Source organism: Microbacterium paludicola (genome assembly GCF_039529675.1).
In the GTDB taxonomy this organism is placed as follows: domain Bacteria; phylum Actinomycetota; class Actinomycetes; order Actinomycetales; family Microbacteriaceae; genus Microbacterium; species Microbacterium paludicola.
Genome location: NZ_BAAANG010000035.1, coordinates 183,030 through 203,772 on the forward strand (window position 1 = coordinate 183,030; position 20,743 = coordinate 203,772).

23 protein-coding genes are annotated in these 20,743 nt (G+C 71.1%); 4 read left to right on the top strand and 19 right to left on the bottom strand.

Going from position 1 to position 20,743, the window contains the following annotated elements; all coding sequences use genetic code 11:
- Positions 1-340: 340 nt before the first annotated feature.
- Positions 341-637, bottom strand: coding sequence for a co-chaperone GroES (gene groES, locus ABD161_RS14235; RefSeq protein WP_017203655.1), 297 nt, complete (start codon positions 635-637; stop codon positions 341-343).
- A gap of 151 nt (positions 638-788) precedes the next feature.
- Here groES and ABD161_RS14240 point away from each other — a divergent pair, with 151 nt between their 5' ends.
- The gene (locus ABD161_RS14240; protein WP_344004335.1) at positions 789-1,991 is read left to right on the top strand and encodes a class I SAM-dependent methyltransferase; all 1,203 of its coding nucleotides are present in this window, start codon (positions 789-791) and stop codon (positions 1,989-1,991) included.
- Between the two features lie 633 nt (positions 1,992-2,624).
- On the opposite strand, the gene ABD161_RS14245 is transcribed toward ABD161_RS14240, so the two are convergent.
- The 4 genes from ABD161_RS14245 to tsaB are packed head-to-tail and all read right to left on the bottom strand — an operon-like array spanning position 2,625 to position 5,249.
- The gene (locus ABD161_RS14245) at positions 2,625-3,002 is read right to left on the bottom strand and encodes a hypothetical protein (protein ID WP_344004338.1); all 378 of its coding nucleotides are present in this window, start codon (positions 3,000-3,002) and stop codon (positions 2,625-2,627) included.
- Positions 3,003-3,004: 2 nt separating this feature from the next.
- A complete protein-coding gene (tsaD, locus tag ABD161_RS14250) occupies positions 3,005-4,120 on the bottom strand; it encodes a tRNA (adenosine(37)-N6)-threonylcarbamoyltransferase complex transferase subunit TsaD (protein WP_344004341.1) in 1,116 nt (371 codons plus the stop codon).
- Entirely contained in the window at positions 4,117-4,614 is a 498-nt protein-coding gene (gene rimI / locus ABD161_RS14255; protein ID WP_344004344.1) for a ribosomal protein S18-alanine N-acetyltransferase, read from the bottom strand. The genes tsaD and rimI overlap by 4 nt, the downstream gene beginning before the upstream one ends.
- Positions 4,611-5,249, bottom strand: a complete 639-nt coding sequence (gene tsaB / locus ABD161_RS14260) for a tRNA (adenosine(37)-N6)-threonylcarbamoyltransferase complex dimerization subunit type 1 TsaB (protein ID WP_344004347.1) — start codon at positions 5,247-5,249, stop codon at positions 4,611-4,613. The genes rimI and tsaB overlap by 4 nt, the downstream gene beginning before the upstream one ends.
- 127 nt (positions 5,250-5,376) lie before the next feature.
- Between tsaB and ABD161_RS14265 the strand changes: the two genes are divergently transcribed.
- On the top strand, positions 5,377-5,697 hold the full coding sequence (locus tag ABD161_RS14265; protein ID WP_344004350.1) for a GIY-YIG nuclease family protein: 321 nt from the start codon (positions 5,377-5,379) through the stop codon (positions 5,695-5,697).
- Positions 5,698-6,127: 430 nt separating this feature from the next.
- Here ABD161_RS14265 and tsaE read toward each other — a convergent pair whose 3' ends face one another.
- The 5 genes from tsaE to coaA all read right to left on the bottom strand — a co-directional run bounded on the left by tsaE (position 6,128) and on the right by coaA (position 11,049).
- On the bottom strand, positions 6,128-6,553 hold the full coding sequence (tsaE, locus tag ABD161_RS14270; protein ID WP_344004520.1) for a tRNA (adenosine(37)-N6)-threonylcarbamoyltransferase complex ATPase subunit type 1 TsaE: 426 nt from the start codon (positions 6,551-6,553) through the stop codon (positions 6,128-6,130).
- Positions 6,554-6,600: 47 nt separating this feature from the next.
- A complete protein-coding gene (gene alr / locus ABD161_RS14275; protein ID WP_344004523.1) occupies positions 6,601-7,710 on the bottom strand; it encodes an alanine racemase in 1,110 nt (369 codons plus the stop codon).
- Positions 7,711-7,715: 5 nt separating this feature from the next.
- Complete coding sequence (locus ABD161_RS14280) at positions 7,716-8,162, bottom strand: holo-ACP synthase (protein WP_344004353.1); 447 nt, start codon at positions 8,160-8,162, stop codon at positions 7,716-7,718.
- Positions 8,163-8,169: 7 nt separating this feature from the next.
- Positions 8,170-10,023 carry a glutamine--fructose-6-phosphate transaminase (isomerizing) gene (gene glmS, locus ABD161_RS14285; protein WP_344004355.1) on the bottom strand — a complete coding sequence of 618 codons (1,854 nt, stop codon included), beginning with the start codon at positions 10,021-10,023 and terminating at the stop codon, positions 8,170-8,172.
- 69 nt (positions 10,024-10,092) lie between these two features.
- A complete protein-coding gene (gene coaA, locus ABD161_RS14290; RefSeq protein WP_406917423.1) occupies positions 10,093-11,049 on the bottom strand; it encodes a type I pantothenate kinase in 957 nt (318 codons plus the stop codon).
- A 283-nt stretch (positions 11,050-11,332) separates the two neighbouring features.
- Here coaA and ABD161_RS14295 point away from each other — a divergent pair, with 283 nt between their 5' ends.
- Together ABD161_RS14295 and ABD161_RS14300 are read left to right on the top strand one after the other, a co-directional pair.
- Positions 11,333-12,229: a hypothetical protein gene (locus ABD161_RS14295; RefSeq protein ID WP_135114750.1), complete on the top strand. Its 897-nt coding sequence runs from the start codon at positions 11,333-11,335 to the stop codon at positions 12,227-12,229.
- Between the two features lie 183 nt (positions 12,230-12,412).
- On the top strand, positions 12,413-13,345 hold the full coding sequence (locus tag ABD161_RS14300; protein WP_344004358.1) for a Ppx/GppA phosphatase family protein: 933 nt from the start codon (positions 12,413-12,415) through the stop codon (positions 13,343-13,345).
- Between the two features lie 160 nt (positions 13,346-13,505).
- On the opposite strand, the gene glmM is transcribed toward ABD161_RS14300, so the two are convergent.
- The 9 genes from glmM to rplQ all read right to left on the bottom strand — a co-directional run bounded on the left by glmM (position 13,506) and on the right by rplQ (position 20,740).
- Complete coding sequence (gene glmM / locus ABD161_RS14305; RefSeq protein WP_344004361.1) at positions 13,506-14,861, bottom strand: phosphoglucosamine mutase; 1,356 nt, start codon at positions 14,859-14,861, stop codon at positions 13,506-13,508.
- A gap of 11 nt (positions 14,862-14,872) precedes the next feature.
- Positions 14,873-15,343, bottom strand: coding sequence for a 30S ribosomal protein S9 (gene rpsI, locus ABD161_RS14310; protein ID WP_194210325.1), 471 nt, complete (start codon positions 15,341-15,343; stop codon positions 14,873-14,875).
- 23 nt (positions 15,344-15,366) lie between these two features.
- Positions 15,367-15,813 (bottom strand): 50S ribosomal protein L13, encoded by a 447-nt coding sequence (gene rplM, locus ABD161_RS14315; RefSeq protein WP_135114754.1) that lies wholly within the window; start codon positions 15,811-15,813, stop codon positions 15,367-15,369.
- A gap of 180 nt (positions 15,814-15,993) precedes the next feature.
- Positions 15,994-16,677 carry a hypothetical protein gene (locus tag ABD161_RS14320; protein ID WP_344004367.1) on the bottom strand — a complete coding sequence of 228 codons (684 nt, stop codon included), beginning with the start codon at positions 16,675-16,677 and terminating at the stop codon, positions 15,994-15,996.
- A gap of 65 nt (positions 16,678-16,742) precedes the next feature.
- Positions 16,743-17,486 (bottom strand): endonuclease/exonuclease/phosphatase family protein, encoded by a 744-nt coding sequence (locus ABD161_RS14325; RefSeq protein WP_344004370.1) that lies wholly within the window; start codon positions 17,484-17,486, stop codon positions 16,743-16,745.
- Between the two features lie 47 nt (positions 17,487-17,533).
- Complete coding sequence (gene truA / locus ABD161_RS14330; protein WP_344004373.1) at positions 17,534-18,385, bottom strand: tRNA pseudouridine(38-40) synthase TruA; 852 nt, start codon at positions 18,383-18,385, stop codon at positions 17,534-17,536.
- A 377-nt stretch (positions 18,386-18,762) separates the two neighbouring features.
- On the bottom strand, positions 18,763-19,455 hold the full coding sequence (mtnN, locus tag ABD161_RS14335; RefSeq protein ID WP_344004376.1) for a 5'-methylthioadenosine/S-adenosylhomocysteine nucleosidase: 693 nt from the start codon (positions 19,453-19,455) through the stop codon (positions 18,763-18,765).
- A complete protein-coding gene (locus ABD161_RS14340; RefSeq protein ID WP_344004379.1) occupies positions 19,452-19,934 on the bottom strand; it encodes an S-ribosylhomocysteine lyase in 483 nt (160 codons plus the stop codon). The genes mtnN and ABD161_RS14340 overlap by 4 nt, the downstream gene beginning before the upstream one ends.
- A 239-nt stretch (positions 19,935-20,173) precedes the next feature.
- Positions 20,174-20,740 carry a 50S ribosomal protein L17 gene (gene rplQ / locus ABD161_RS14345; RefSeq protein ID WP_344004382.1) on the bottom strand — a complete coding sequence of 189 codons (567 nt, stop codon included), beginning with the start codon at positions 20,738-20,740 and terminating at the stop codon, positions 20,174-20,176.
- Between the last annotated feature and the right edge of the window lie 3 nt (positions 20,741-20,743).

Genomic DNA, 20,743 nt, shown 5'->3' on the forward strand with positions numbered 1-20,743 from the left:
GCCCACCGGAGCACCCCACGTGGGAGCGAAGCGACCGCGCCGCGGATGCGGCCAACCAGCGCGCCCCGGATGAAGCGAAGCGACAGCCCATCGATCGCGAGCGCCGGCGCGGAGCGTCGGCGGGAGCGATCGATCCTGATCACCGGCCGCTGTGCCCCTGTGGGAGCGAAGCGACCGCGCCGCGGATGCGGCCAACCAGCGCGCTACGGATGGAGCGAAGCGACAGCCAATCGATCGCGAGTCCCGGCGCGAAGCGTCGGGCGAGTGATCGATCAGCGCGCGGCATAAGAAAGAGGCCCGGATCCGAAGATCCGGGCCTCTCGAAGAACTGCGGTGCGTCTCAGCGGACCACGACGGCGAGGACGTCGCGCGCCGAGAGAACGAGGAACTCGTCGGCGCCGAACTTCACCTCGGTGCCGCCGTACTTGCTGTAGAGCACGCGGTCGCCGACCGCGACGTCGAGCGGAACGCGGTTGCCGTTGTCGTCGATGCGACCCGGGCCCACCGCGACGACCTCACCCTCCTGGGGCTTCTCCTTCGCGGTGTCGGGGATGACGAGACCACTCGCGGTGGTCTGCTCGGCCTCGACCTGCTTGATGACGATGCGGTCCTCGAGCGGCTTGATGGAAACCGACACGGTGTACCTCTTCTTTCCTGTGCTTCGTACGGGAAGACTGTTTCGCACTCTCCCCCGGAGAGTGCTAACTGCAAGTGTAGGAGGCTCGCTGGCACTCATGCAACGCGAGTGCCAGCACTGGGTCGCGCGGCGGCGCGCCTACGCTGGACGGATGGATTCCGCTGAGCTCGATGCGCTGCTGACCCGGGAGGGGCTGGCGCTGCTCGAGTCGCTCGGCGCCACGGAATCAGCCGACGACGTCGCCCGCACCGTGTCGCGTCTGCGCGCCGCCGGGCACTCCCCCGAGCTGGTGTCGGCGGTGGTCGGGCAGGCCCGCCTCCGCGAGCGCGCGGTCGCGAAGTTCGGCGAGTTCGCGTCGCGCATGCTGTTCACCCGCGCGGGCCTCGAGCAGGCGACGCGGATGAGCGTGTCCGCCCATCACGCGCACCGGATGCGCGGGGCGCGGATCGACCGGGTCGCCGACCTCGGCTGCGGCATCGGCGGCGACTCGCTCGCGTTCGCCGCGGTGGGTCTTGGCGTGCTCGCCGTCGACGCGGATCCCGTCACCGCTGCCCTCGCCGCGTACAACCTGGCGCCGTTCGGTGACGACGTCGCGGTACGGTCGGCGCTCGCGCAGGATGTCGATCTCGCCGACGTGGACGCCGTCTGGCTCGATCCGGCCCGCCGCACGGCCGGACATGGCGAGACCGCGCGCGTGGCGGCATCCGACTACTCCCCTCCCCTCGACTGGGTGTTCGACCTCGCCACGCGCCTGCCGGCGGGTGTGAAGCTCGGGCCCGGCCACGACCGCGAGGCGCTGCCCGCGGGCGACGGCGTCGAGACCCAGTGGATCAGCGTGGACGGCTCGACCGTCGAGCTGGTCGTGTGGACCGGATCGCTCGCGCGGCCGGGCGTGGGACGGTCGGCGCTTGTGCTGCGCGGCGAGACCGCGCACGAGCTCACCGCGTCGGCCGACACTCCGGATGAGGACGTCCGCGAGCTGTCGGCGTTCATCCACGAGCCGGAGGGCGCGATCATCCGGGCGCGGCTCGTCGGCGAGGTCGCCCGCGCGCTCGAGGCGGGACCGATCGCGCCGGGGATCGCCTACCTCACGGGGGATGCGCCGGCAACGAGCCCGTTCGTGTCGTCGTTCCGGGTGCGCGAGACGCTGCCCGCCGATCCGAAGCCGCTGGCGAAGGCGTTGCGCGCCCGCGGCATCGGCACGCTCGAGATCAAGAAGCGCGGCGTCGACATCGACCCGGCTGCTCTACGCAAGCGCCTCGCGCTGAAGGGCCCGGAGTCCGCCACGCTGCTGCTCACCCGGGTCGGCGGCAAGCGCCTGGCGATCCTCGCGGATCGCGTCCCGAGGGTCTGATCCAGCCCCGTCCTCGCTCGTTGAGCGACGAGCGCAGGGCAGCTGCCACAGGGACGTCACACCGTTTCGACTCGCTTCGCTCGCTCAACGACCGGGAAGCTCGACAAGCGCAGCCCCGCCCCCCTCGCTCGTTGAGCGACGAGCGCAGCGAGGAGTCGAAACGCCGCAAACCCGCCCAGGGCAGCAGCCGCCGGGACGTCACGCCGTTTCGACTCGCTTCGCTCGCTCAACGACCGAGAAGGTCGACAAGCACAGCCCACCCCACCGGTCGTTGAGCGACGAGCGCAGCGAGGAGTCGAAACGCCGCAAACCCGCCCAGGGCAGCAGCCGCCGGGACGTCACCCCGTTTCGACTCGCTTCGCTCGCTCAACGACCGAGAAGGTCGACAAGCACAGCCCACCCCCTCGCTCGTTGAGCGACGAGCGCAGCGAGGAGTCGAAACGCCCCAGACCCGCCCGGGGCAGCAGCCGCCGGGACGTCACACCGTTTCGACTTGCTTCGCTCGCTCAACGACCGAGAAGGTCGACAAGCACAGCCCACCCCCTCGCTCGTTGAGCGACGAGCGCAGCGAGGAGTCGAAACGCCCCAGACCCGCCCGGGGCCGCAGCCACCGGGAAGCTCGACCGACGCGGCTCAGCGCACGGCGAGCTCGGCCGCCGCCTGCATCCCCCAGGCGATCCAGCACAGGCAACACGCGACGGCACCGATCCCGAGCCCGAGGCCCCACCAGGCCAGTTCGGGCTGCGCGCGGCGGGCGAGGAGCGCGATGACGGCGAGCAGGATCGCCAGGATCGCCACGGGCAGCGCCCATGCGCCGAACCACGACAGGCTGAGTGCGATCATCGCCACGCCCAGCGCCCAGGTGGCGAGGCGTCCGCGCGATCGGCGCCTGGGCACCGCCTGCGTCGGCACCGAGACCCCGCCGCTGTCGCCGGCCACGACCCGCGCGGGGCGCACCGAGTTCGCCGAGGCGCGCTCCTCGACCGGGTGCACCGCGGTCGGATCCGTCATGTTCACGCCACTCGCTCGTCCGATGCGGCGCTCATCGCCCCCGCGACCTGGATCCGCGTCACCGGGAGGGTGGAGTCGGCGCCGAACTCGAGGGTGGACGGGGTGCGTCCCTCGGCGATCAGCTCGGCGGCGAGCGCGGCGATCATCGCGCCGTTGTCGGTGCAGAGGCTGAGCGGCGGGATCCGCACGGTCACGCCGGCGGCCTCGGCGCGCGCGATCGCCACATCGCGGAGGCGCTTGTTGGCGATCACGCCCCCGCCGAGCAGCAGTCGCGGCACACCATGCTGGGCGCACGCGTCGAGCGCCTTGGTGACGAGCACGTCGACCACCGCCTCGCGGAAGGACGCGGCGACATCCGCGACGGGAACGGGCTCGCCCGCTGCCTCGCGCTGCTCGATCCACCGGGCGACGGCCGTCTTCAGACCCGAGAACGAGAAGTCGTAGCGGTGCTTTGCCATGTCGCTCGCACGCGACAGGCCACGGGGGAAGCGGATCGCCGCCGGATCGCCGTCCGCCGCCGCGCGGTCGATCTCGGGGCCACCGGGATACGGCAGGCCGAGGATGCGCGCGACCTTGTCGAACGCCTCGCCTGCGGCGTCGTCCATCGTCTCGCCGAGGAGCTCGACGTCGCCGGTCAGGTCGCGCACGAGCAGCAGCGAGGTGTGCCCGCCCGAGACGAGCAGGGCGACCGTCGGGTACTCGAGCGGCGGAGCATCCGGATCCAGGATGTCGGCGGCGATGTGCCCGACGAGGTGGTTGACGGCATAAAGGGGCGTGCCCAGCGACACGGCGAGTGCCTTCGCAGCGCCGATCCCGACCATGAGGGCGCCGGCGAGCCCGGGGCCGCTGGTGACCGCGACGGCGTCGACATCCTGCAGCGTCACGCCGGCCTCGGCGACGGCGCGCTCGATCGCGGGCTGCAGCGCCTCGAGGTGCGCGCGGGCGGCGACCTCTGGCACAACACCGCCGTAGCGGGCGTGCTCGTCCATGCTGCTGGCGATCGTGTTGCTGAGCAGGATGTTCCGCTCGCCGGGCGCCGACCGGCCGCGGACGATCCCGATGCCGGTCTCGTCGCAGCTCGTCTCGATCCCGAGGATCAGGGGGTTCGACTGGCTCATGTGCAGGCTCCTGCGTCGGCGGGGCTCGGGTGGCGCGCGGCGACCCAGGCCTCGAGGTCGAGCCGCATCACGACGGCGTCGACGCCATCGGGCTGGTAATAGCGGGGGCGGCGACCGAGCTCGGTGAAACCCTCGGTGGCGTAGAGCGCCTGCGCGACGGGATTGTCGGCGCGGACGTCGAGGAACACCTCGCGCACACGCAGGCGCGCGGCCTCCTCGAGCAGCGTGTGCAGCAGCGCGCGACCGCGACCGCGACCGCGCGCGGACTCCGCGACGGCGATGGTCTGCACGTCTGCGTCGCGCGATCCGGGGAGGGTGCGCAGGCCGGCGTACCCCACGACGCGTCCCGCGAGCTCGTCCACGACGTAGTGGGTGTGGTCGGCGGAGAGCTCCTCGCGCATCATCGGCTCCGACCAGGCATCGGTCGGGAACGATGCGCGCTCGAGCGCCATGATCGCGCCGAGGTCGGCGAGGGTGGCGGGGCGGATGCTCACGCGCTCACCCGCTTCGGGGCGTGCCCGACGGTCACGTCCGGCGAGCGGAGGTACAGCGGCTCGGTCTCGGCGAGCTCGCCCGAGGGGGTCCACCCCGAGGCGAGCATGAGTGCCGCGGCGCGCCCGACGTCGGAGCCGCGGATGGCCGCGGCGCGGACGATCCGGGATCCGGACGTCAGCTCGTCCGTCTCGAAATCCGCGGTCTGCGGGCGCAGCTCGGGTCCGGCGATCCGGCGCGGCAGCCCGTTGCCGTCGACTCCGTCGAACACGGTGATCGCGTTCTCGCGGCGGCGCGCGTCGGTGACGATCGCGAACGGTCCGGATGCGCCGCCGTCGAGCTCGCCGAGTGCGGCCGCGACGTGGCTCGGAACCGGCACGACGGGCAGTCCGCGGCCGAGCGCGAACGCCCGCGCGGCGGCGATGCCGATGCGGAGCCCGGTGAAGGCACCGGGACCCATGCCGGCAGCGACATGTGTGATCTGGCCATCGGCGTCGGCGAGCGCCTGCGCGAGCAGCGTGCCGATGATCTCGGCGTGCCCGAGGGTGTTCTCGCGCTCGGCGACGGCGCGGACGGTGCCGTCGAGCTCGACCACGGCGACGGTCGATCCGATCGAGGTGTCGATGGCGAGGATCACCGTTTCAGGGTATCCGGGCATGCTGAGGGCCCGCCCGGCGCCGTCCACAGGGCGGAACTTCCGGGGCGATGTGACGATCGTCTGTGGAGGACCGCCGTGAGGTGCGGCCTGCGACTAGCGTCCGGGAATGAGCAGCGCATTCGTCTATCTCCTCCGCTGTGCGGACGGCAGCCTCTACTGCGGAAGCACGCGAGACCTCGACAAGCGCCTGTGGGAGCACCAGCACGGCGAGGGCTCGGCCTACACCCGGCGCGCGGGGCGCAGGCCGGTCGAGCTCGCCTGGTTCTGGGAGCTCGAGCACATCGGGCAGGCCTTCCACTGGGAGAAGCAGATCCAGGGTTGGAGCCGCCGCAAGCGGGAGGCGCTCATCGAACGCGGTATCGACGGCGTCATCGGCTGGAGCGTCGCGGACCGCGAGCGACGGAACCAAGCCCCGCCCGCCGGTTGACGGAGGAGCGCAAGCCCTGCTGGTTGAGCGAGGAGCGCGCCCCTCCCCTGCTGGTTGAGCGAGGAGCGCAGCGACCTCCTTGCTGGTTGAGCGAGGAGCGAAGCGACGAGTCGAAACCCCCAAACCCTCCCAGAGCCACAACCCTCGGCAGCGTCACAACCGTTTCGACTCGCTTCGCTCGCTCAACGAACAGACAGCGCGCGCCCACCCCCTGCTGGATGAGCCAGGAGCAGCCCTCTGCTGGTTGCGCGAGGGGCAGCCCTCTGCTGGTTGAGCGAGGAGCGCAGCGACGAGTCGAAACCCCGAAACCCTCCCGGGACCACAACCCGCCGCAGCGTCACAACCGTTTCGACTCGCTTCGCTCGCTCAACGAACAGAAGAGTCACAACCGTTTCGACTCGCTCCGCTCGCTCAACGAGCGAGAGGATGCTCAGGCGGCGACGCGGGTGATCGTGACCACGCGGGGGGCGTCGAGGTCGAGGTCCTCGGCGCTGCCCTCCACCGAGCCCACGGGGCGTTCGATCTCGATGTCGAACCACGTGTCGCGGAGGCCGTCGACCTTGCCTCGGCCCCACTCGACGATGGTGACCGATCCGTCGACGTCGACGTCGAGGTCGTCGAGCTCCAGTGCCGAGTCGAGGCGGTAGGCGTCCGCGTGGACGAGCGGAGCGCCGCCCACGAGCGACGGATGCGTGCGGGCGATCACGAACGTGGGGCTCTGCACCGGCCCGCGCACGCCGAGGCCATCCGCGATGCCGCGCGTCAGCGTGGTCTTTCCCGCGCCCAGCGGCCCCGTGAGCACGATCAGGTCGCCGACGACGAGACCCGATCCGATCCGCTCGCCCAGTCGCTCCATGTCGGCGGCGGTCGCCACCTCGTGGCGGCCGAGCAGCTCGTCCGGGATCACTGCGACTCGCTCCCCGGGGCACGCCCGAAGACCCGCACGACGCGGCGGCCTATGCTCGTGACGATCTCGTAGTTGATGGTGCCGGCGGCGGCGGCCCAGTCCTCCGCCGAGGGGACGCCGGTTGCCGGGTCGCCGAACAGCACCACCTCGTCGCCGACGGACACCGCATGGTCGCCCACGTCGACGACGAACTGGTCCATGGCGATCCGGCCGGCGACGTGGAAGCGCTCGCCCCCGATGACGACGGGACCGGATCCGGATGCCTGTCGCGGGACGCCATCGCCGTAGCCGAGCGGCACGAGCGCGAGGGTCGTGTCGCCGTTCGTGCGATGCGCGTAGCCGTACGAGACGCCGTGCCCGCCGGGCACGCGGCGGACCGCGGCCACCCGGGCGCGCAGCGTCATCGCGGGCCGCAGCCCGAGGTCGGCCGACGTGCGGTCCTCGAACGGCGAGAGCCCGTACATCCCGATGCCGATGCGCACGGCGTCGAATCGCGTCTCGGGCAAGTCAATCGCGGCGGCGGTCGCGGCGAGGTGCCGCACGATGGGGCGAAGGCCGGCGGCGGAGGCCGCGGCGACGCCCACCTCGAAGCGGCGCAGCTGCACGCGATCGTCGTCGAGGGAGGTGTTCGACAGGTGACTGAAGACGCCGTCGACGCGAATGCGCCCGTCGCGCTCGAGGCGCGCGGCCTCGGCGAACACTGCGGCCCAGTCCTGCGGGGCGAGGCCGTTGCGGCCGAGGCCGGTCTCGAGCTTCAGGTGCACGGTGACGGAGCCCGCGGCCGCCGCGGCGTGAAGCTGCTCGAGACTCGAGATGCCGAGCTGGATGTCGTGCGCCACGGCGTCGGCGAACGTCTCGTCGGGCGCGTGCAGCCACGCGATCACCGGCGCCTCGACCCCGGCGGCGCGAAGCGCGACGGCCTCGCGGATGTCGGCCACCCCCAGGCGGGTCGCTCCCCCGGCGAGCGCGGCGCGCGCGACATCCGCCGCTCCGTGCCCGTATCCGTCGGCCTTGACGACGGCGATGAGCTCCCGCGTGCCCGTCAGCTCGCGCAGGGTGCGGATGTTGTGCTCGATGGCCGAGAGGTCGACCACCGCCTCGCGCATCGCCGTCACCGGGGCTCCTCCGGATCCTCGGGCTCGGGCACGTCGTCGAGGCCTGGGGTGTACTCGACGCCCACCGGCTCGACCGCCTCCACGCCGTCGGCGGCCTCCGCGGTCACGTACGCGATCGCGAGGCCCGCGTCGTGCGAGAGCGACAGGTGCAGCACGGTGATCCCGCGGGCGGCGACGACCTCCGCGGTGGATCCCGACAGCGCGAAGCGCGGCGGCACGCTCTCGCCGAGGCGCGCGATCTCGATCTCGGACCAGTGGACGCCGTCCGACCCGCCGAGGGCCTTGATCAGCGCCTCCTTCGCCGCGTAGCGCGCGGCGAGCGAGCGCAGCGGAAGCTCGCGCTCGTGGGGCGTGAACAGCCGCTCGAGCAGCTTCGGCGTGCGCTCTATCGTCCGCTCGAAGCGCGGGATGTCGACAAGGTCGACGCCGATCCCGACGATCATCGCGGGCCTACTCGACCGTGACCGACTTGGCCAGGTTGCGCGGCTGATCCACGTCGAGGCCCTTGGCGTTGGCGAGGCCCATCGCGAAGATGTGCAGCGGCACGACGGCCAGGATCGGCTCGAACAGCGGGCCCGCGAGCGGGATGCGCAGCACCTCGTCGGCGTGCGGCAGCACGGCGGCGTCACCGGCCTCGGCGATCGCGATGACGCGGGCGCCTCGGGCGCGGATCTCCTGCATGTTCGAGACGACCTTCGAGTGGAGGATGGGCGCGCCGCTGGGCGACGGCACCACGACGAACACGGGCAGGCCGGGCTCGACCAGCGCGATCGGGCCGTGCTTCAGCTCGCCGGCGGCGAAGCCCTCGGCGTGGATGTACGACAGCTCCTTGAGCTTGAGCGCGCCCTCGAGCGCGATCGGGTAGCCGACGTGGCGGCCGAGGAACAGCACCGAGCGGGTGTCTGCCATCCAGTGCGCGAACTGCTCGATCCGGCCCTGCTCGTTCTCGAGGATCCAGCGGATCTTGTCGGGCAGGTCGGCGAGCTCCTGGATCGCGTCGGCCTGAAGGCCGGGGTTCACCGTGCCGCGGATGCGCGCGACGTGGAGTGCGAACAGGTACAGGCCGGTGATCTGGGCCACGAACGCCTTCGTCGAGGCGACGGCGACCTCGGGGCCGGCGTGAAGGTAGACGACCGCGTCGGACTCGCGCGGGATCGTGGCGCCCTGCGTGTTGCAGATCGAGAGCGTCTTGGCGCCGAGGCGCGTCGCCTCCTTGACGGCCATGAGCGTGTCCATGGTCTCGCCCGACTGGCTGATCGAGATCACGAGCACGTCGGGGCCGACGAGCGGATCGCGGTAGCGGAACTCGTGCGCGAGCTCGACCTCGACGGGGATGCGGGCCCACTGCTCGATCGCGTACTTGCCGACGAGGGCCGAGTACGCGGCGGTGCCGGCACCCACGATCACGATGCGCGAGATCCCGGCGAACAGCTCGTCGAGCCCGTCAAGCTCGGGGATCACGACCTGGCCGTCGTGCACGCGGCCGAGGATCGTGTTGGCGACGGCCTCGGGCTCCTCCGAGATCTCCTTCGCCATGAAGCTCGACCAACCGCCCTTCTCGGCGGCGGTCGCATCCCACTTCACCTCGAACGGCTCGGCCTCGACGGAGTTGCCGTCGAAGTCGGTGACTGTGACGGCGTCGGGCGTGATCGCGGCGATCTGATCCTGTCCGATCGCGAGCGCGTTGCGGGTGTGCTCGACGAACGCGGCGACATCCGATCCGAGGAAGTTCTCCCCCTCGCCCAGGCCGATCACCAGGGGCGAGTTGCGGCGCGCCCCGAGCACGAGGCCGGGGTGGTCCTCGTGCATGACGAGCAGCGTGAACGCCCCCTCGAGGCGGTTCACCACCGCGCGGAACGCCGCCTCGAGGTCGCCGTCGTGCGTGCGGTACTCGCTGCCGAGCAGCACCGCCGCGACCTCGGTGTCGGTCTGGCTGCGGAACGCGAAGCCCGAGGCTTCCAGCTCGGCCTTGAGCTCGGAGAAGTTCTCGATGATGCCGTTGTGGATGACGGCGAGCTTGTCGTCATCGGCGAGGTGCGGATGGGCGTTCACGTCGGTCGGGCCGCCGTGCGTGGCCCAGCGCGTGTGGCCGATGCCGGTGGTGCCCGCGGGGATGGGATGCGCGTCGAGCTCGTCGCGCAGCATGGCGAGCTTGCCCGCCTTCTTCGCGGCGTGGAGCGCGCCGTCGGCGTCGATGACCGCGATGCCGGCCGAGTCATACCCGCGGTACTCAAGACGCGCGAGACCCGCGATCAGGATGTCCTTGCTGTCCCGAGGTCCGACGTATCCGACGATTCCACACATGCGTTCGATCCTACGGTCGCCCGCTGGGAACACCCGTCGCGGCGCGATCCCCCGCCCGGGGGCCCGGCATCACTGCTTGCGCAGCAGCACGGAGTCGACCGAGTGGTCGGCGCCCTTCCGCAGCACGAGCGACGCGCGGTGCTTTGTCGGCAGCACGTTCTCGATGAGGTTCGGCAGGTTGATGTCGTTCCAGTAGCCTCGCGCGGTCTCGGTCGCCTCGGCGTCGGTGAGGTGCGCGAACACGTTGAAGTGCGATGCGGGGTTGGAGAAGGCCGACTCGCGCAGCGCGAGGAACCGCTCGATGTACCACTGCTCGATGTGGGCGGCATCCGCGTCGACGTAGATGGAGAAGTCGAACAGGTCGCTGATCGCCACGTCGTTGGGCGCGGGCGGCGGCTGCAGCACATTCAGGCCCTCGACGATCACGACGTCGGGCCGACGCACCACGACGTGCGCATCCGGCATGATGTCGTACTTCATGTGCGAGTAGAAGGGCGCGCGCACCTCGTCGGCACCGCTCTTCACCTTCGTGACGAACTCGACGAGCTTCCGGCGGTCGTACGACTCGGGGAAGCCCTTGCGGTCCATCAGGCCGCGCCGTTCGAGCTCGGCGTTCGAGTAGAGGAAGCCGTCGGTGGTGACGAGTTCGACCCGAGGCGTGTCCGACCAGCGACTCATCAGCTCGCGCAGCAGGCGCGCGATCGTCGACTTCCCGACCGCGACGGATCCGGCGACGCCGACCACAAACGGCGTGGTCGAATCCTCACGGCCGAGGAACCCCGCGACCTCATTGCCGAGGCGCCGCGCGGTCTTGGCGTAGATCGACAGCAGCCGGCTGAGCGGCAGGTACACCTCGCGCACCTCGGCGAGGTCGAGCCGGTCGCCGAGACCGCGCAGCTGCACGACCTCGGACTCGGTGAGCGGCTGGTCCATGCCGGCCGCAAGACGCGACCAGTCGTCGCGCGCGATCTCGCCGTAGAGCGAGAGCGGTGCCGGGTTGGTGGATGCAGCGCTCATCCGACCCATCGTATCCGCCGCCCCGGTCCCGTCCCGCGCCGGCTCCTGTCCCCGAAGTGCCGGATCCAAGCGGCACCTTGGGGACATGGCGCGGAGCGTGTCCCCGAAGTGCCGGACCCAAGCGGCACCTCGGGGACATGGCGCGGAGCGTGTCCCCGAGTTGCCGGATCGAACCAGCACCTCGGGGACACTGCGTACGGGAGGCTCGTCCACAGCGAGCGGATCGGATGTCGCGTCTCCCCAGAGTGGGGATCGTCCCGCGCGCGGCGCGGCGGACAAGCAGGCTCTCGACATGACTCGTCGCCCCGCACCCCTGCCAGAGCACCTTCGCGGCCGCGCATTCCGCCGCGATGAGGCCCCGGAGCTGGCGGCGGGACGGCTGCGCCGCTTGGACCTCTGGAGCCCTGCGCGCGGTGTGCGTCTGCCGGCGGGCGACACCCAGGCACTCGACATCCTGCGGGCGAGGCAGTTGCTGATCCCGGCCGGTGGTGCGTACAGCCACACCAGCGCCGCCCGAGCGCACGGCGGACCGGTGCCGCTCGACCGCGACGGTGTCACCACCGTGCACATCACGACGCCTCCGGACATCCGCAGGCGGCGAGGCAAGACAGTGAGCGGGCATAGCCGCCCGCTCGGCGCCGAGGACGTCGCCATCGTGAACGGCGTGCGCTGCACTCGCCTGTTCCGCACCTTCTGCGACCTCGAGGAGGTCCTCACCTTCGCGGAGCTCGTCGCTTTCGGCGACTGGATGATCGGGCGCGGAAAAACGGGCGCCACGGTGAAGCGCCTGACCGAGGCGCTCGCTGCGACCCGACTGACAGCGCGTCGACGCGAGGTGCTGAGCACGGTGATCGCGCGCCTGAACGCGGCTGCGGAGTCTCCCAAGGAGTCGGAGCTGCGCATTCTGCTCGAGGACGCGGGCCTCGGGCCCTTCGTCCTCCAGCTCGAGATCCGCGACGAGCACGGCCGGTTCGTCGCGCGCCCGGACCTGACCCTTCCCGCCCTCAAGATCGCAATCGAGTACGACGGCGACTACCACCGCGATCCGATCCAATGGCGCAAGGATCAGGCGCGGCGCCGCCGGCTCGAGGCACTCGGATGGACCTACATCGTGGTCACTCAAGTCGACCTTGCTGATCCGGCCGCCCTGCTCGCCGACGTGCGCACCGCGATCCGCGCCCGTTCGTGATCCTCTGTCCCCGAAGTGCCGGATGGAAGCGGCAACTTGGGGGCACGACGCGGCTTGTGACCCCGAAGTGCCGGATCGAAGCGGCACCTTGGGGACACGCTCGAGCTCCTGTCCCCGAGATGCCGGATCGAAGCGGCAGCTTGAGGACACGGCGCGCGGCCACCCGCCGATACCCTGAACGCCATGCGCCTGGGAGTCCTCGACATCGGATCGAACACCGTCCACCTGCTGGTGGCGGATGCGCACCCGGGAGGACGCCCGCTGGCGACGTCGAGCCACCGGACGGTGCTGCGGCTGATGCGATACCTCACCCCGTCCGGCGCGATCTCGGAGGAGGGGATCCGGGCGCTCGTGGACGCCGTCACGGCCGAGCGCGAGCTGGCCGAGAAGGAGAAGGTGCAGGAGCTGCTTCCCACCGCGACCTCCGCGGTGCGCGAGGCTGCGAACGGGCCCGAGGTGATCGCCCGGATCGAGGAGGCACTCGGCCAGCCCCTGCAGGTGCTCGGCGGCGAGACCGAGGCGCGCTTCACGTTCCTCGCGGTGCGCCGGTGGTTCGGCTGGTCGGCCGGGCGCATCCTGCTGTTCGACATCGGCGGCGGGTCACTCGAGATCGCCGCGGGCGACGAGGACCTCCCCGAGTACGCGGAGTCGGTGCCACTCGGGGCGGGCCGGATGACGCTCGCCCACCTCACCGAGGATCCGCCCGGGGAGAAGGCGGTCGCCCGGCTGCGGGCTCACGCCGCCGAGACCCTCGCACCCGTGGCGAAGGACCTGAAGGCGATGCCGAAACCGGATCACGTCGTCGGGTCGTCGAAGACGATCCGCTCGCTCGCGAAGCTCGCAGGCTACCCGCGCCAGGGCTGGTCGGGCAGCGACCGGATGGTGCTGCCGCGCCAGTCACTCGGGCAGTGGGTCCCGCGCCTCGCGCGCATCCCGTCGGCGGTCCGCAAGGAGCTGCCCGGGATCACTCCCGAGCGCACCGCGCAGATCACCGCGGGCGCCGTCGTGCTGCACGAGGCGATGAAGGCGATGGGCGTGAACGAGCTCGAGGTCTCGCCCTGGGCGCTGCGCGAGGGCGTCATGCTGCGCTACATCGAGGAGCTTGGCTGGGCGTAGGCCCGACACCGGTCGTTGAGCGGAGCGAAGCGGAGTCGAAACGGGCTGAGCGAGCGCCAGCGAGTCGAAGCCGATGTAACGGCCCTCGGCCGGTGGCTTCGACTCCTCGCTGACGCTCGTCGCTCACCCCGTTTCGACTTCGCTCAACGACCCGGTAGAGCTACAGAGCCAAACGCTCCCGCACCACGTCGGCGAGGCGCTCGGCGTAGCGCTGCGCCGAGGCCTCGTCGGCCGCCTCGACCATCACGCGGACGAGCTGCTCGGTGCCGGATGCGCGCAGCAGCACGCGGCCGGTGTCGCCGAGCTCCGCCTCGACCTCGCGGACGGCATCCTGCACGCCCTCATCCGAGACGCGGGTGCGATCCACGTCCTTCACGTTGATCATGACCTGCGGGTACACGGTCATGATCGACGCGAGCTCGGCGAGGGTCTTGCCGGTGCGCGCCATCTCGGCAACGAGGTGCAGGCCGGTGAGCAGGCCGTCGCCGGTGGTGGCGAAGTCGCTCATGATGACGTGGCCCGACTGCTCGCCACCCAGCGAGTATCCGCCCGCGCTCATCTCCTCGAGCACGTAGCGGTCGCCGACGGCGGCGGTGAGCACGGTGATCCCGCGCTCGCGCATCGCCATGTGCAGGCCGAGGTTGCTCATCACGGTGGCGACGAGCGTGTCGTCCTTGAGGACGCCGCGGTCCTGCATCGAGGCAGCCAGGATCGCCATGATCTGGTCGCCGTCGACGACGCGGCCCTGCGCGTCCACGGCCAGGCAGCGGTCGGCGTCGCCGTCGTGCGCGATGCCGACGTCGGCTCCCGCACGGACGACGGCCTCGGCGAGCTGCTCGAGGTGCGTCGATCCGACGCCGTCGTTGATGTTGATGCCGTCGGGGTCGGCGCCGATCACCGTGACGCGCGCTCCGGCGTCGCGGAAGGTCTCGGGCGACACACCGGCGGCCGCACCGTGGGCGCAGTCGAGCACCACGTGCAGGCCGTCGAGGCGGTGCGGCAGCGACTGCAGCAGGTGCACGACGTAGCGGTCCTCGGCGTCGGCGAACCGGCGGATGCGTCCGACGGATCCGCCCGTGGGCTGCAGCTTGGGGCCCTCGAGGGCGGCCTCGATGCGGCGCTCGACCTCATCGGGGAGCTTCACTCCGCCGCGCGCGAAGATCTTGATGCCGTTGTCGGGCGCCGGGTTGTGCGACGCCGACACCATAACGCCGAAGTCGGCGTCGCGGTCGGCGACGAGGAACGCCAGGCCCGGGGTCGGGATGACGCCCGCGTCGTACACGTCGATGCCCGAGGAGGCGAGGCCCGCCGACACGGCGGCCGACAGGAACTCGCCCGAGATGCGCGGGTCGCGGCCGATGACGACCGCGGCGCGCCGGCCGGCGGCCCTGCGAGCCTCGGCCGAACGGCCCTGGCCCAGGACGACCGCGGTCGCCTGGGCCAGGGACAGTGCCAGGTCGGCGGTGAGGATGCCGTTGGCAAGTCCTCGCACGCCGTCTGTGCCGAAAAGCGGCATAGGAGCCGAACTCAGCGCTTCGAGAACTGCGAAGCCTTGCGGGCCTTCTTGAGACCGGCCTTCTTGCGCTCGATGACGCGGGCGTCGCGCGTGAGGAAGCCGGCCTTCTTCAGGGTGGCGCGGTTGTTCTCACGGTCGATCTCGTTCAGCGAACGGGCGATGGCGAGGCGCAGCGCGCCGGCCTGACCCGAGGGGCCGCCGCCCGAGATGCGGGCGATCACGTCGTAGGCGCCGCCGAGGCTGAGCACCGTGAACGGGTCGTTGATGAGCTGCTGGTGCAGCTTGTTCGGGAAGTAGTCCTCGATCGTGCGGCCGTTGACCGTGATCGTGCCCGAGCCCGGGACGACGCGCACGCGGGCGATTGCCTGCTTGCGGCGACCCACGGCGGCGCCGGAGACGTTGAGGACGGGACGGGGAGCGTCGACGGCCTCGGTGGCCGGCGTCTCGGTCGAGTAGTTCTGGGTGTCGATGTCGTTCGCCACGATGAATCCTTAAGGGGCGGCGCTTACTGCGCGACCTGGTCGAGGGTGTACGTCTTGGGCTGCTGCGCGGCGTGCGGGTGCTCGGCACCCGTGTACACCTTCAGCTTGGCGAGCTGCTGACGGCCGAGGCTGTTCTTGGGGAGCATGCCGCGGATGGCCTTCTCGACAGCGCGAGCCGGGTTCTTCTCGAGGAGCTCGGCGTAGGTGACAGCCTTGAGGCCGCCCGGGTAACCCGAGTGGCGGTAGGCCTTCTTCTGCTGGAGCTTCTGACCCGTGAGCGCGACCTTGTCGGCGTTCACGATGATGACGAAGTCGCCCATGTCCATGTGGGGGGCGAAGGTCGCCTTGTGCTTGCCACGCAGGAGCGCGGCGGCGTGCGAGGCCAGGCGGCCGAGGACGACGTCGGTGGCGTCGATAACGAGCCACTCGCGCTGGGCCTCACCGGCCTTCGGGGTGTAAGTGCGCGTCACAGTAGTGCTGCTTTCTCTTCGAACGGAGTCGTTCGTGAATCCCGCTCCGGGGCGGTTCTCCCGAAGAACTCGGGCAAACCAGCCGGTGGAGGGCTCACGTTCGCTGTGCCCGCAGTGGGCACCAAAGGACGAGCTTACCGCACGACACGCCCGGCAGCCAAACCGCGAACCCGCCGGGACTCAGCTGACGGGAAGCGAGGTGACGACGTCCGCGGTCCAGATGTACAGAGTGCCGTCGGCGACGTCGATCGCGATGGGCTGGGCGGGATCCATCCCGGGCCCGCACGTCTGCCAGTTTCCGTCGAGGGCGGCGAACGCGATCCCCTCGCAGTCGTCGGATGCGCGGGCGACGTAGCCGTCATCCGTCACGGCGAGCGCTCCCTCGGGGACCTCCGGCGCCACGGGGGCCTCGGCGGCCTCCTCCCAGGCGGTCCCCTCGGCGTTCGTCTGCCGGCCGGCGACGGTGCAGGATCCGTCGGTCAGCGCGATCGCGACGCTCGCCTGATCCGCCGCGTCTCCGGGGACGAGCGCGAGCAGCTCGGCCGCGTCGGCCGGCGTCGCGGGGCGCCACGTGACCGCGTCGGTGGTGCGCTCGAGGGTCGGTCCGATGCCCGCGACGCACGACCCGGCGGTCCCCCGCCACAGCACGCCCCCGGCGTCGAGGGCGAGGAACCGGCGATCCGGGTCGGCCGTGGGCGTCGGTGCCGGCGTCGCCGCGGCGGGTTCGATCGTCGGCTCGACGGCGGGTGCGGCATCCGGCTCACCCCGGAACGGGAGGGACACGAGCCAGGCGATCACCGCGATCCCGATGACGGCGAGCAGCACGTAGCGCGCCCACCGCCCGATGACGACCATCCTCGACATTGCTCATCCCTCCCCGGATGAATCGACTGTATCCCCCGGGAGGCATGCACTGTGAACGGGGCGGGTCAGCCGGCAGCCTGCTCGTCGGTCGTCTCCTGATCCTGCGACGGATCGCCGGCCACTCGGAACTCGTGGTGGCCCCGCTTGTAGGTCGCGGTGACGAGGATCGGCAGGTGGTCGGACGCGCCCTGCGGCAGCGTCGTCACCTTGTCGATGTCGAGCCCGACCGAGGTCGCGAAGTCGTAGTGGCCCTTGAAGAAGCGGTAGCGGGTGTAGGTGCGCGAATCGCTCAGCGTGAGGTCGTAGCCCGCGCGTCGCACCCGCTCGCTCAGCCGCTCCTTGAACACGGGGTAGTTGTAGTCGCCCACCATCAGCACGGGGATGCCGTCGCCCATCTTCTGCAGTTCGGACAGCGCGGTGCGGATCTGGTGCCGGCGCAGCGAGTTCAGCGCGGTCAGCGGCGCCGCGTGGAACGACGCGATCACGACGTCCCGTCCCGCGTCGATGTCGCGCAGTCGCGCGGCAAGCACCCGCTCGTGCGCCGGCTTGAGCAGAATGTCGTGCAGCGACTTCTTCAGCGACAGCGTCACGACGTCCTCGAGCTGGAACATGTTCGCGCGGTAGTACAGGGCGAGCCCCAGCCGGTTCTGCGCCGTGGCGCGCGCGAGCGTGAGCCCCGCGAGCTGCTGCGGCATGTGCGCGGTGTCGGCCTCCTGCAGGCACAGCACGTCGGCTTCCCGCAGGTCGACGAGCTCCTCGAGCTCGTGCGCGGCGGCGTGCTTGCGCAGGTTGTACGAGATGACTCTCATATCGACCTCACCCTACGCCGCGCTGCTTGGTGGTTCCTCGGGGTTGACTACTCGAGGTCGCGCCGATTGCGCGTCTGCTCGGCGCGGGATCCGAGCAGCTCGTCGGCGGGGTAGCCTACCTCGGTGAGCGTGAGCCCGCGGGCGGCGAGCACCTTGAACTCGCTTGTGCGCAGCCGCGCATCCCGGATCGCCACCAGGTGCTCGGGCGCGAGCTTCCCCTCCCCCGCGGCGACGCACGCGCCGACGAGCGCGCGCACCATCGAGTGGCAGAAGGCGTCGGCCCTGACGTTGGCGATCAGGATGCCCCGCTCATCGCGACGCCAGTCGTACTCGAGCAGCGTGCGGATCGTCGTCGCCTCCGGCCGCGGCTTGCAGTACGCGGCGAAGTCGTGAAGCCCGATGAGGCTCTGCGCCGCCGCGTGCATGGCGTCGACGTCGAGGTGCGCGCGCACGGTGGTGGTGCGGTGGCGCTCGAGCGGGTCGTATCCGGTGCGCGCGTCGGCGATCCGGTACGCGTACCGCCGCCAGGTGGCCGAGAAGCGCGCGTCGAACCCCTCCGGCGCGGTCGAGGTGCGCGTGACGGCGAGATCGGCGTATTGCCCGAGGACACCCGTCATACGACGGGCGAGCGGATCGACAGGATCACCCGGGTTCGGCACGTCGCGACGACGCTGCGTCGCGCGCGCCCACTGCTCGTCGTCGAGGTCGGCGTGGGCGACCTGCCCGGTCGCATGCACGCCGGCATCCGTGCGTCCGGCGACGGTCAGCGGAACGGGCGATCCGATGATCCGCTGCAGCGACGCCTCGAGCACTCCCTGCACGGTGCGCAGGCCCGGCTGGCGGGCCCAGCCGCGGAAGTGCGTGCCGTCGTAGGCGATGTCGAGTCGGATCCGGGGCACGGCTCCAGCCTAGTTCGGGCGCGGTCCGCCGCCCCTCCGGTCGAAACGCTGCCGCCGACCCGTTACGGCGGCTTCGACTCGCGAAGACCCGCACTGAGCGAGCGAAGCGAGTCGAAGTGTCGCTCAGCCCGTTTCGACTCGCTTCGCTCGCTCAACGACCGGTGGGGGGGGTGAGCGACCGGAGGGGGTCACTGGTCCCGGTCGTTGAGCGGAGAGAGCGCCAGCGAACGCAGTCGAAACGGGGTGAGCGACGAGCGCCAGCGAGGAGTCGAAGCCATCGGCCGAGGGCCCGCATACGTCGGCTTCGACTCGCGAAGACCCGCACTGAGCGAGCGAAGCGAGTCGAAGTGTCGCTCAACGACCGGTGAGTGGGTGGGTCAGAGGGCCGCGAGCGCTGTGACGATCAGGCGGGCCGAGCGATCCGCCGCGTCGTCGACGTGCGTGAGGAACTCGGTGCCGTCCGGGGCGCAGAGATCCGAGACGCCGCGCACCGAGACGAAGCGTGTGCCGTGGTTGTGGGCGACCTGGGCGATCGCGGCAGACTCCATGTCGACGGCGAGCAGGTGCGGGAAGTCCTCGCGCAGCTCGGCGGCCAGCTCGGCGGTGACGAACTTCTCCCCCGATCCGATCGCCCCCTCACGCACCGTGAGGTCGCCGGGAGCGGCGAGCAGCGCCCGGCGCAGCTCGGGGTCGCCGTCGTACTCGACCGGCATGCCCGGCACCTGGCCCAGCGCGTACCCGAAGGCGCGCGCATCCGCGCCGACGTTGACGAGCGAGTCGCTGACGATCACGTCGCCCACCCGCACGTCCTTCGCGAGCCCGCCCGCCGATCCGGCGCTGATCAGGTGCACGTCGTCGCCGTAGCGTCCCAGCGCCCCGGCGGCGGCGTTCGCGCCGTTGACCATGCCGATGCCGGTGCGCACGAGCACGTGCGTGCGACCGGCGACGACGATGCCCCGATGCTCGGCCCGGCCGATCCGCACCGGCTCGCTCACCTCGTCGGCGAGGTCGATGAAGGGCGCGGCCTCCTCTTCCATCGCGACCAGGATGACCGCGACGGCGGATGTCATCGGGTCTCGCCCGCGAAGACGGTGGACCAGCCCGCGCGCTCGGCGAGGAAGGCTCGCGCCGCCTCCTGCGCGCCGGCGAGGGTGTGGTTCGCGCCCCAGCCGCACTGGATCTCGTTCGCGGCGGGCACCTCGCTCGCCTCGAGGATGTCCTGCAGCGTCGCGGCGACGAGCTGCTCGACCTCCGCGAACTCGTGGTCGCCCTGCAGGATCAGGTAGAAGCCCGTCTGGCAGCCCATTGGCGAGAAGTCGATCACCCGGTCGGAGTGGTTGCGGCTCTTCTCCGCGAACAGGTGCTCGAGCGAGTGGATGGTCGCCATCTCGAGGTGACCGACGTTCGGCTGGGCGAAGCGCACGTCGTACTTCACGATCACGTCGCCGTGCGGCAGCACCTTGCGATCGGCGATCCGCAGGTACGGAGCGGCGACCGCCCGGTGATCGAGGTTGAACGACTCGACGTTCATGCGGGGCTGATCAGTCACCCCAGAAGCCTACGCGCCCGACGCCGGGGCGGAGTCGGGGGGTTTCGACTCGCTTCGCTCGCTCAACCAGCAAGGGGGCGGGCGCCGCTCAACCAGCAAGGGGGCGGGCGTCGCTCAACCAGCACGAGGGGCGAGGCGTCGCTCAACCAGCAAGGGGGCGGGCGTCGCTCAACGGCAGGAGGAGCTGGACGACGAAGGGCCCCGCCGAAGCGGGGCCCTTCATACGTGTGCGAGGGGAATTACTTCTCCTCGGCCTCCTTGGCCTCCTCGGCCGGAGCCTCGGTGGTCTCCTCGGCCGGGGTCTCCTCGGCGGCCGGAGCCTCCTCGACGACCTCGGTCTCCTCGACCTCGGCGGTCTCCTCGACGGGAGCCTCCTCGGCCGGGGCCTCGTCGGCGACCGGAGCAGCCTTCTCGGCGGCCGGAGCGGCCTTCTTGACCTTGGGGGTCACGGGCTCGAGGACGAGCTCGATGACGGCCATGGGGGCGTTGTCGCCCTTGCGGTTGCCGACCTTCGTGATGCGGGTGTAGCCACCCTCACGCTCGGCGACGAGCGGCGCGATCTCGTTGAAGAGAACGTGCACGACCTCCTTGTCGCCGATCACCGAGAGCACCGAGCGACGCGCGTGCAGGTCGCCGCGCTTCGCCTTCGTGATGAGGCGCTCAGCGAGCGGACGCAGGCGCTTGGCCTTGGTCTCGGTCGTCTTGATCGACTTGTGGGTGAACAGCGCCGCCGCGAGGTTCGCGAGAAGCAGACGCTCGTGGGCGGGACCGCCTCCGAGGCGGGGACCCTTCGTGGGCTTAGGCATTTC

What these genes read in the sequence shown, in the direction of transcription:
- ABD161_RS14240 (WP_344004335.1), top strand. Translation starts at nt 789, where the DNA reads ATGGATTCCGCTGAGCTCGATGCGCTGCTGACCCGGGAGGGGCTGGCG.
- ABD161_RS14245 (WP_344004338.1), bottom strand. Translation starts at nt 3,002, where the DNA reads ATGACGGATCCGACCGCGGTGCACCCGGTCGAGGAGCGCGCCTCGGCG.
- tsaD (WP_344004341.1), bottom strand. Translation starts at nt 4,120, where the DNA reads ATGAGCCAGTCGAACCCCCTGATCCTCGGGATCGAGACGAGCTGCGAC.
- ABD161_RS14265 (WP_344004350.1), top strand. Translation starts at nt 5,377, where the DNA reads ATGAGCAGCGCATTCGTCTATCTCCTCCGCTGTGCGGACGGCAGCCTC.
- tsaE (WP_344004520.1), bottom strand. Translation starts at nt 6,553, where the DNA reads ATGGAGCGACTGGGCGAGCGGATCGGATCGGGTCTCGTCGTCGGCGAC.
- alr (WP_344004523.1), bottom strand. Translation starts at nt 7,710, where the DNA reads ATGCGCGAGGCGGTGGTCGACCTCTCGGCCATCGAGCACAACATCCGC.
- ABD161_RS14280 (WP_344004353.1), bottom strand. Translation starts at nt 8,162, where the DNA reads ATGATCGTCGGGATCGGCGTCGACCTTGTCGACATCCCGCGCTTCGAG.
- glmS (WP_344004355.1), bottom strand. Translation starts at nt 10,023, where the DNA reads ATGTGTGGAATCGTCGGATACGTCGGACCTCGGGACAGCAAGGACATC.
- coaA (WP_406917423.1), bottom strand. Translation starts at nt 11,049, where the DNA reads ATGGGTCGGATGAGCGCTGCATCCACCAACCCGGCACCGCTCTCGCTC.
- ABD161_RS14295 (WP_135114750.1), top strand. Translation starts at nt 11,333, where the DNA reads ATGACTCGTCGCCCCGCACCCCTGCCAGAGCACCTTCGCGGCCGCGCA.
- ABD161_RS14300 (WP_344004358.1), top strand. Translation starts at nt 12,413, where the DNA reads ATGCGCCTGGGAGTCCTCGACATCGGATCGAACACCGTCCACCTGCTG.
- glmM (WP_344004361.1), bottom strand. Translation starts at nt 14,861, where the DNA reads ATGCCGCTTTTCGGCACAGACGGCGTGCGAGGACTTGCCAACGGCATC.
- ABD161_RS14320 (WP_344004367.1), bottom strand. Translation starts at nt 16,677, where the DNA reads ATGTCGAGGATGGTCGTCATCGGGCGGTGGGCGCGCTACGTGCTGCTC.
- ABD161_RS14325 (WP_344004370.1), bottom strand. Translation starts at nt 17,486, where the DNA reads ATGAGAGTCATCTCGTACAACCTGCGCAAGCACGCCGCCGCGCACGAG.
- mtnN (WP_344004376.1), bottom strand. Translation starts at nt 19,455, where the DNA reads ATGACATCCGCCGTCGCGGTCATCCTGGTCGCGATGGAAGAGGAGGCC.
- rplQ (WP_344004382.1), bottom strand. Translation starts at nt 20,740, where the DNA reads ATGCCTAAGCCCACGAAGGGTCCCCGCCTCGGAGGCGGTCCCGCCCAC.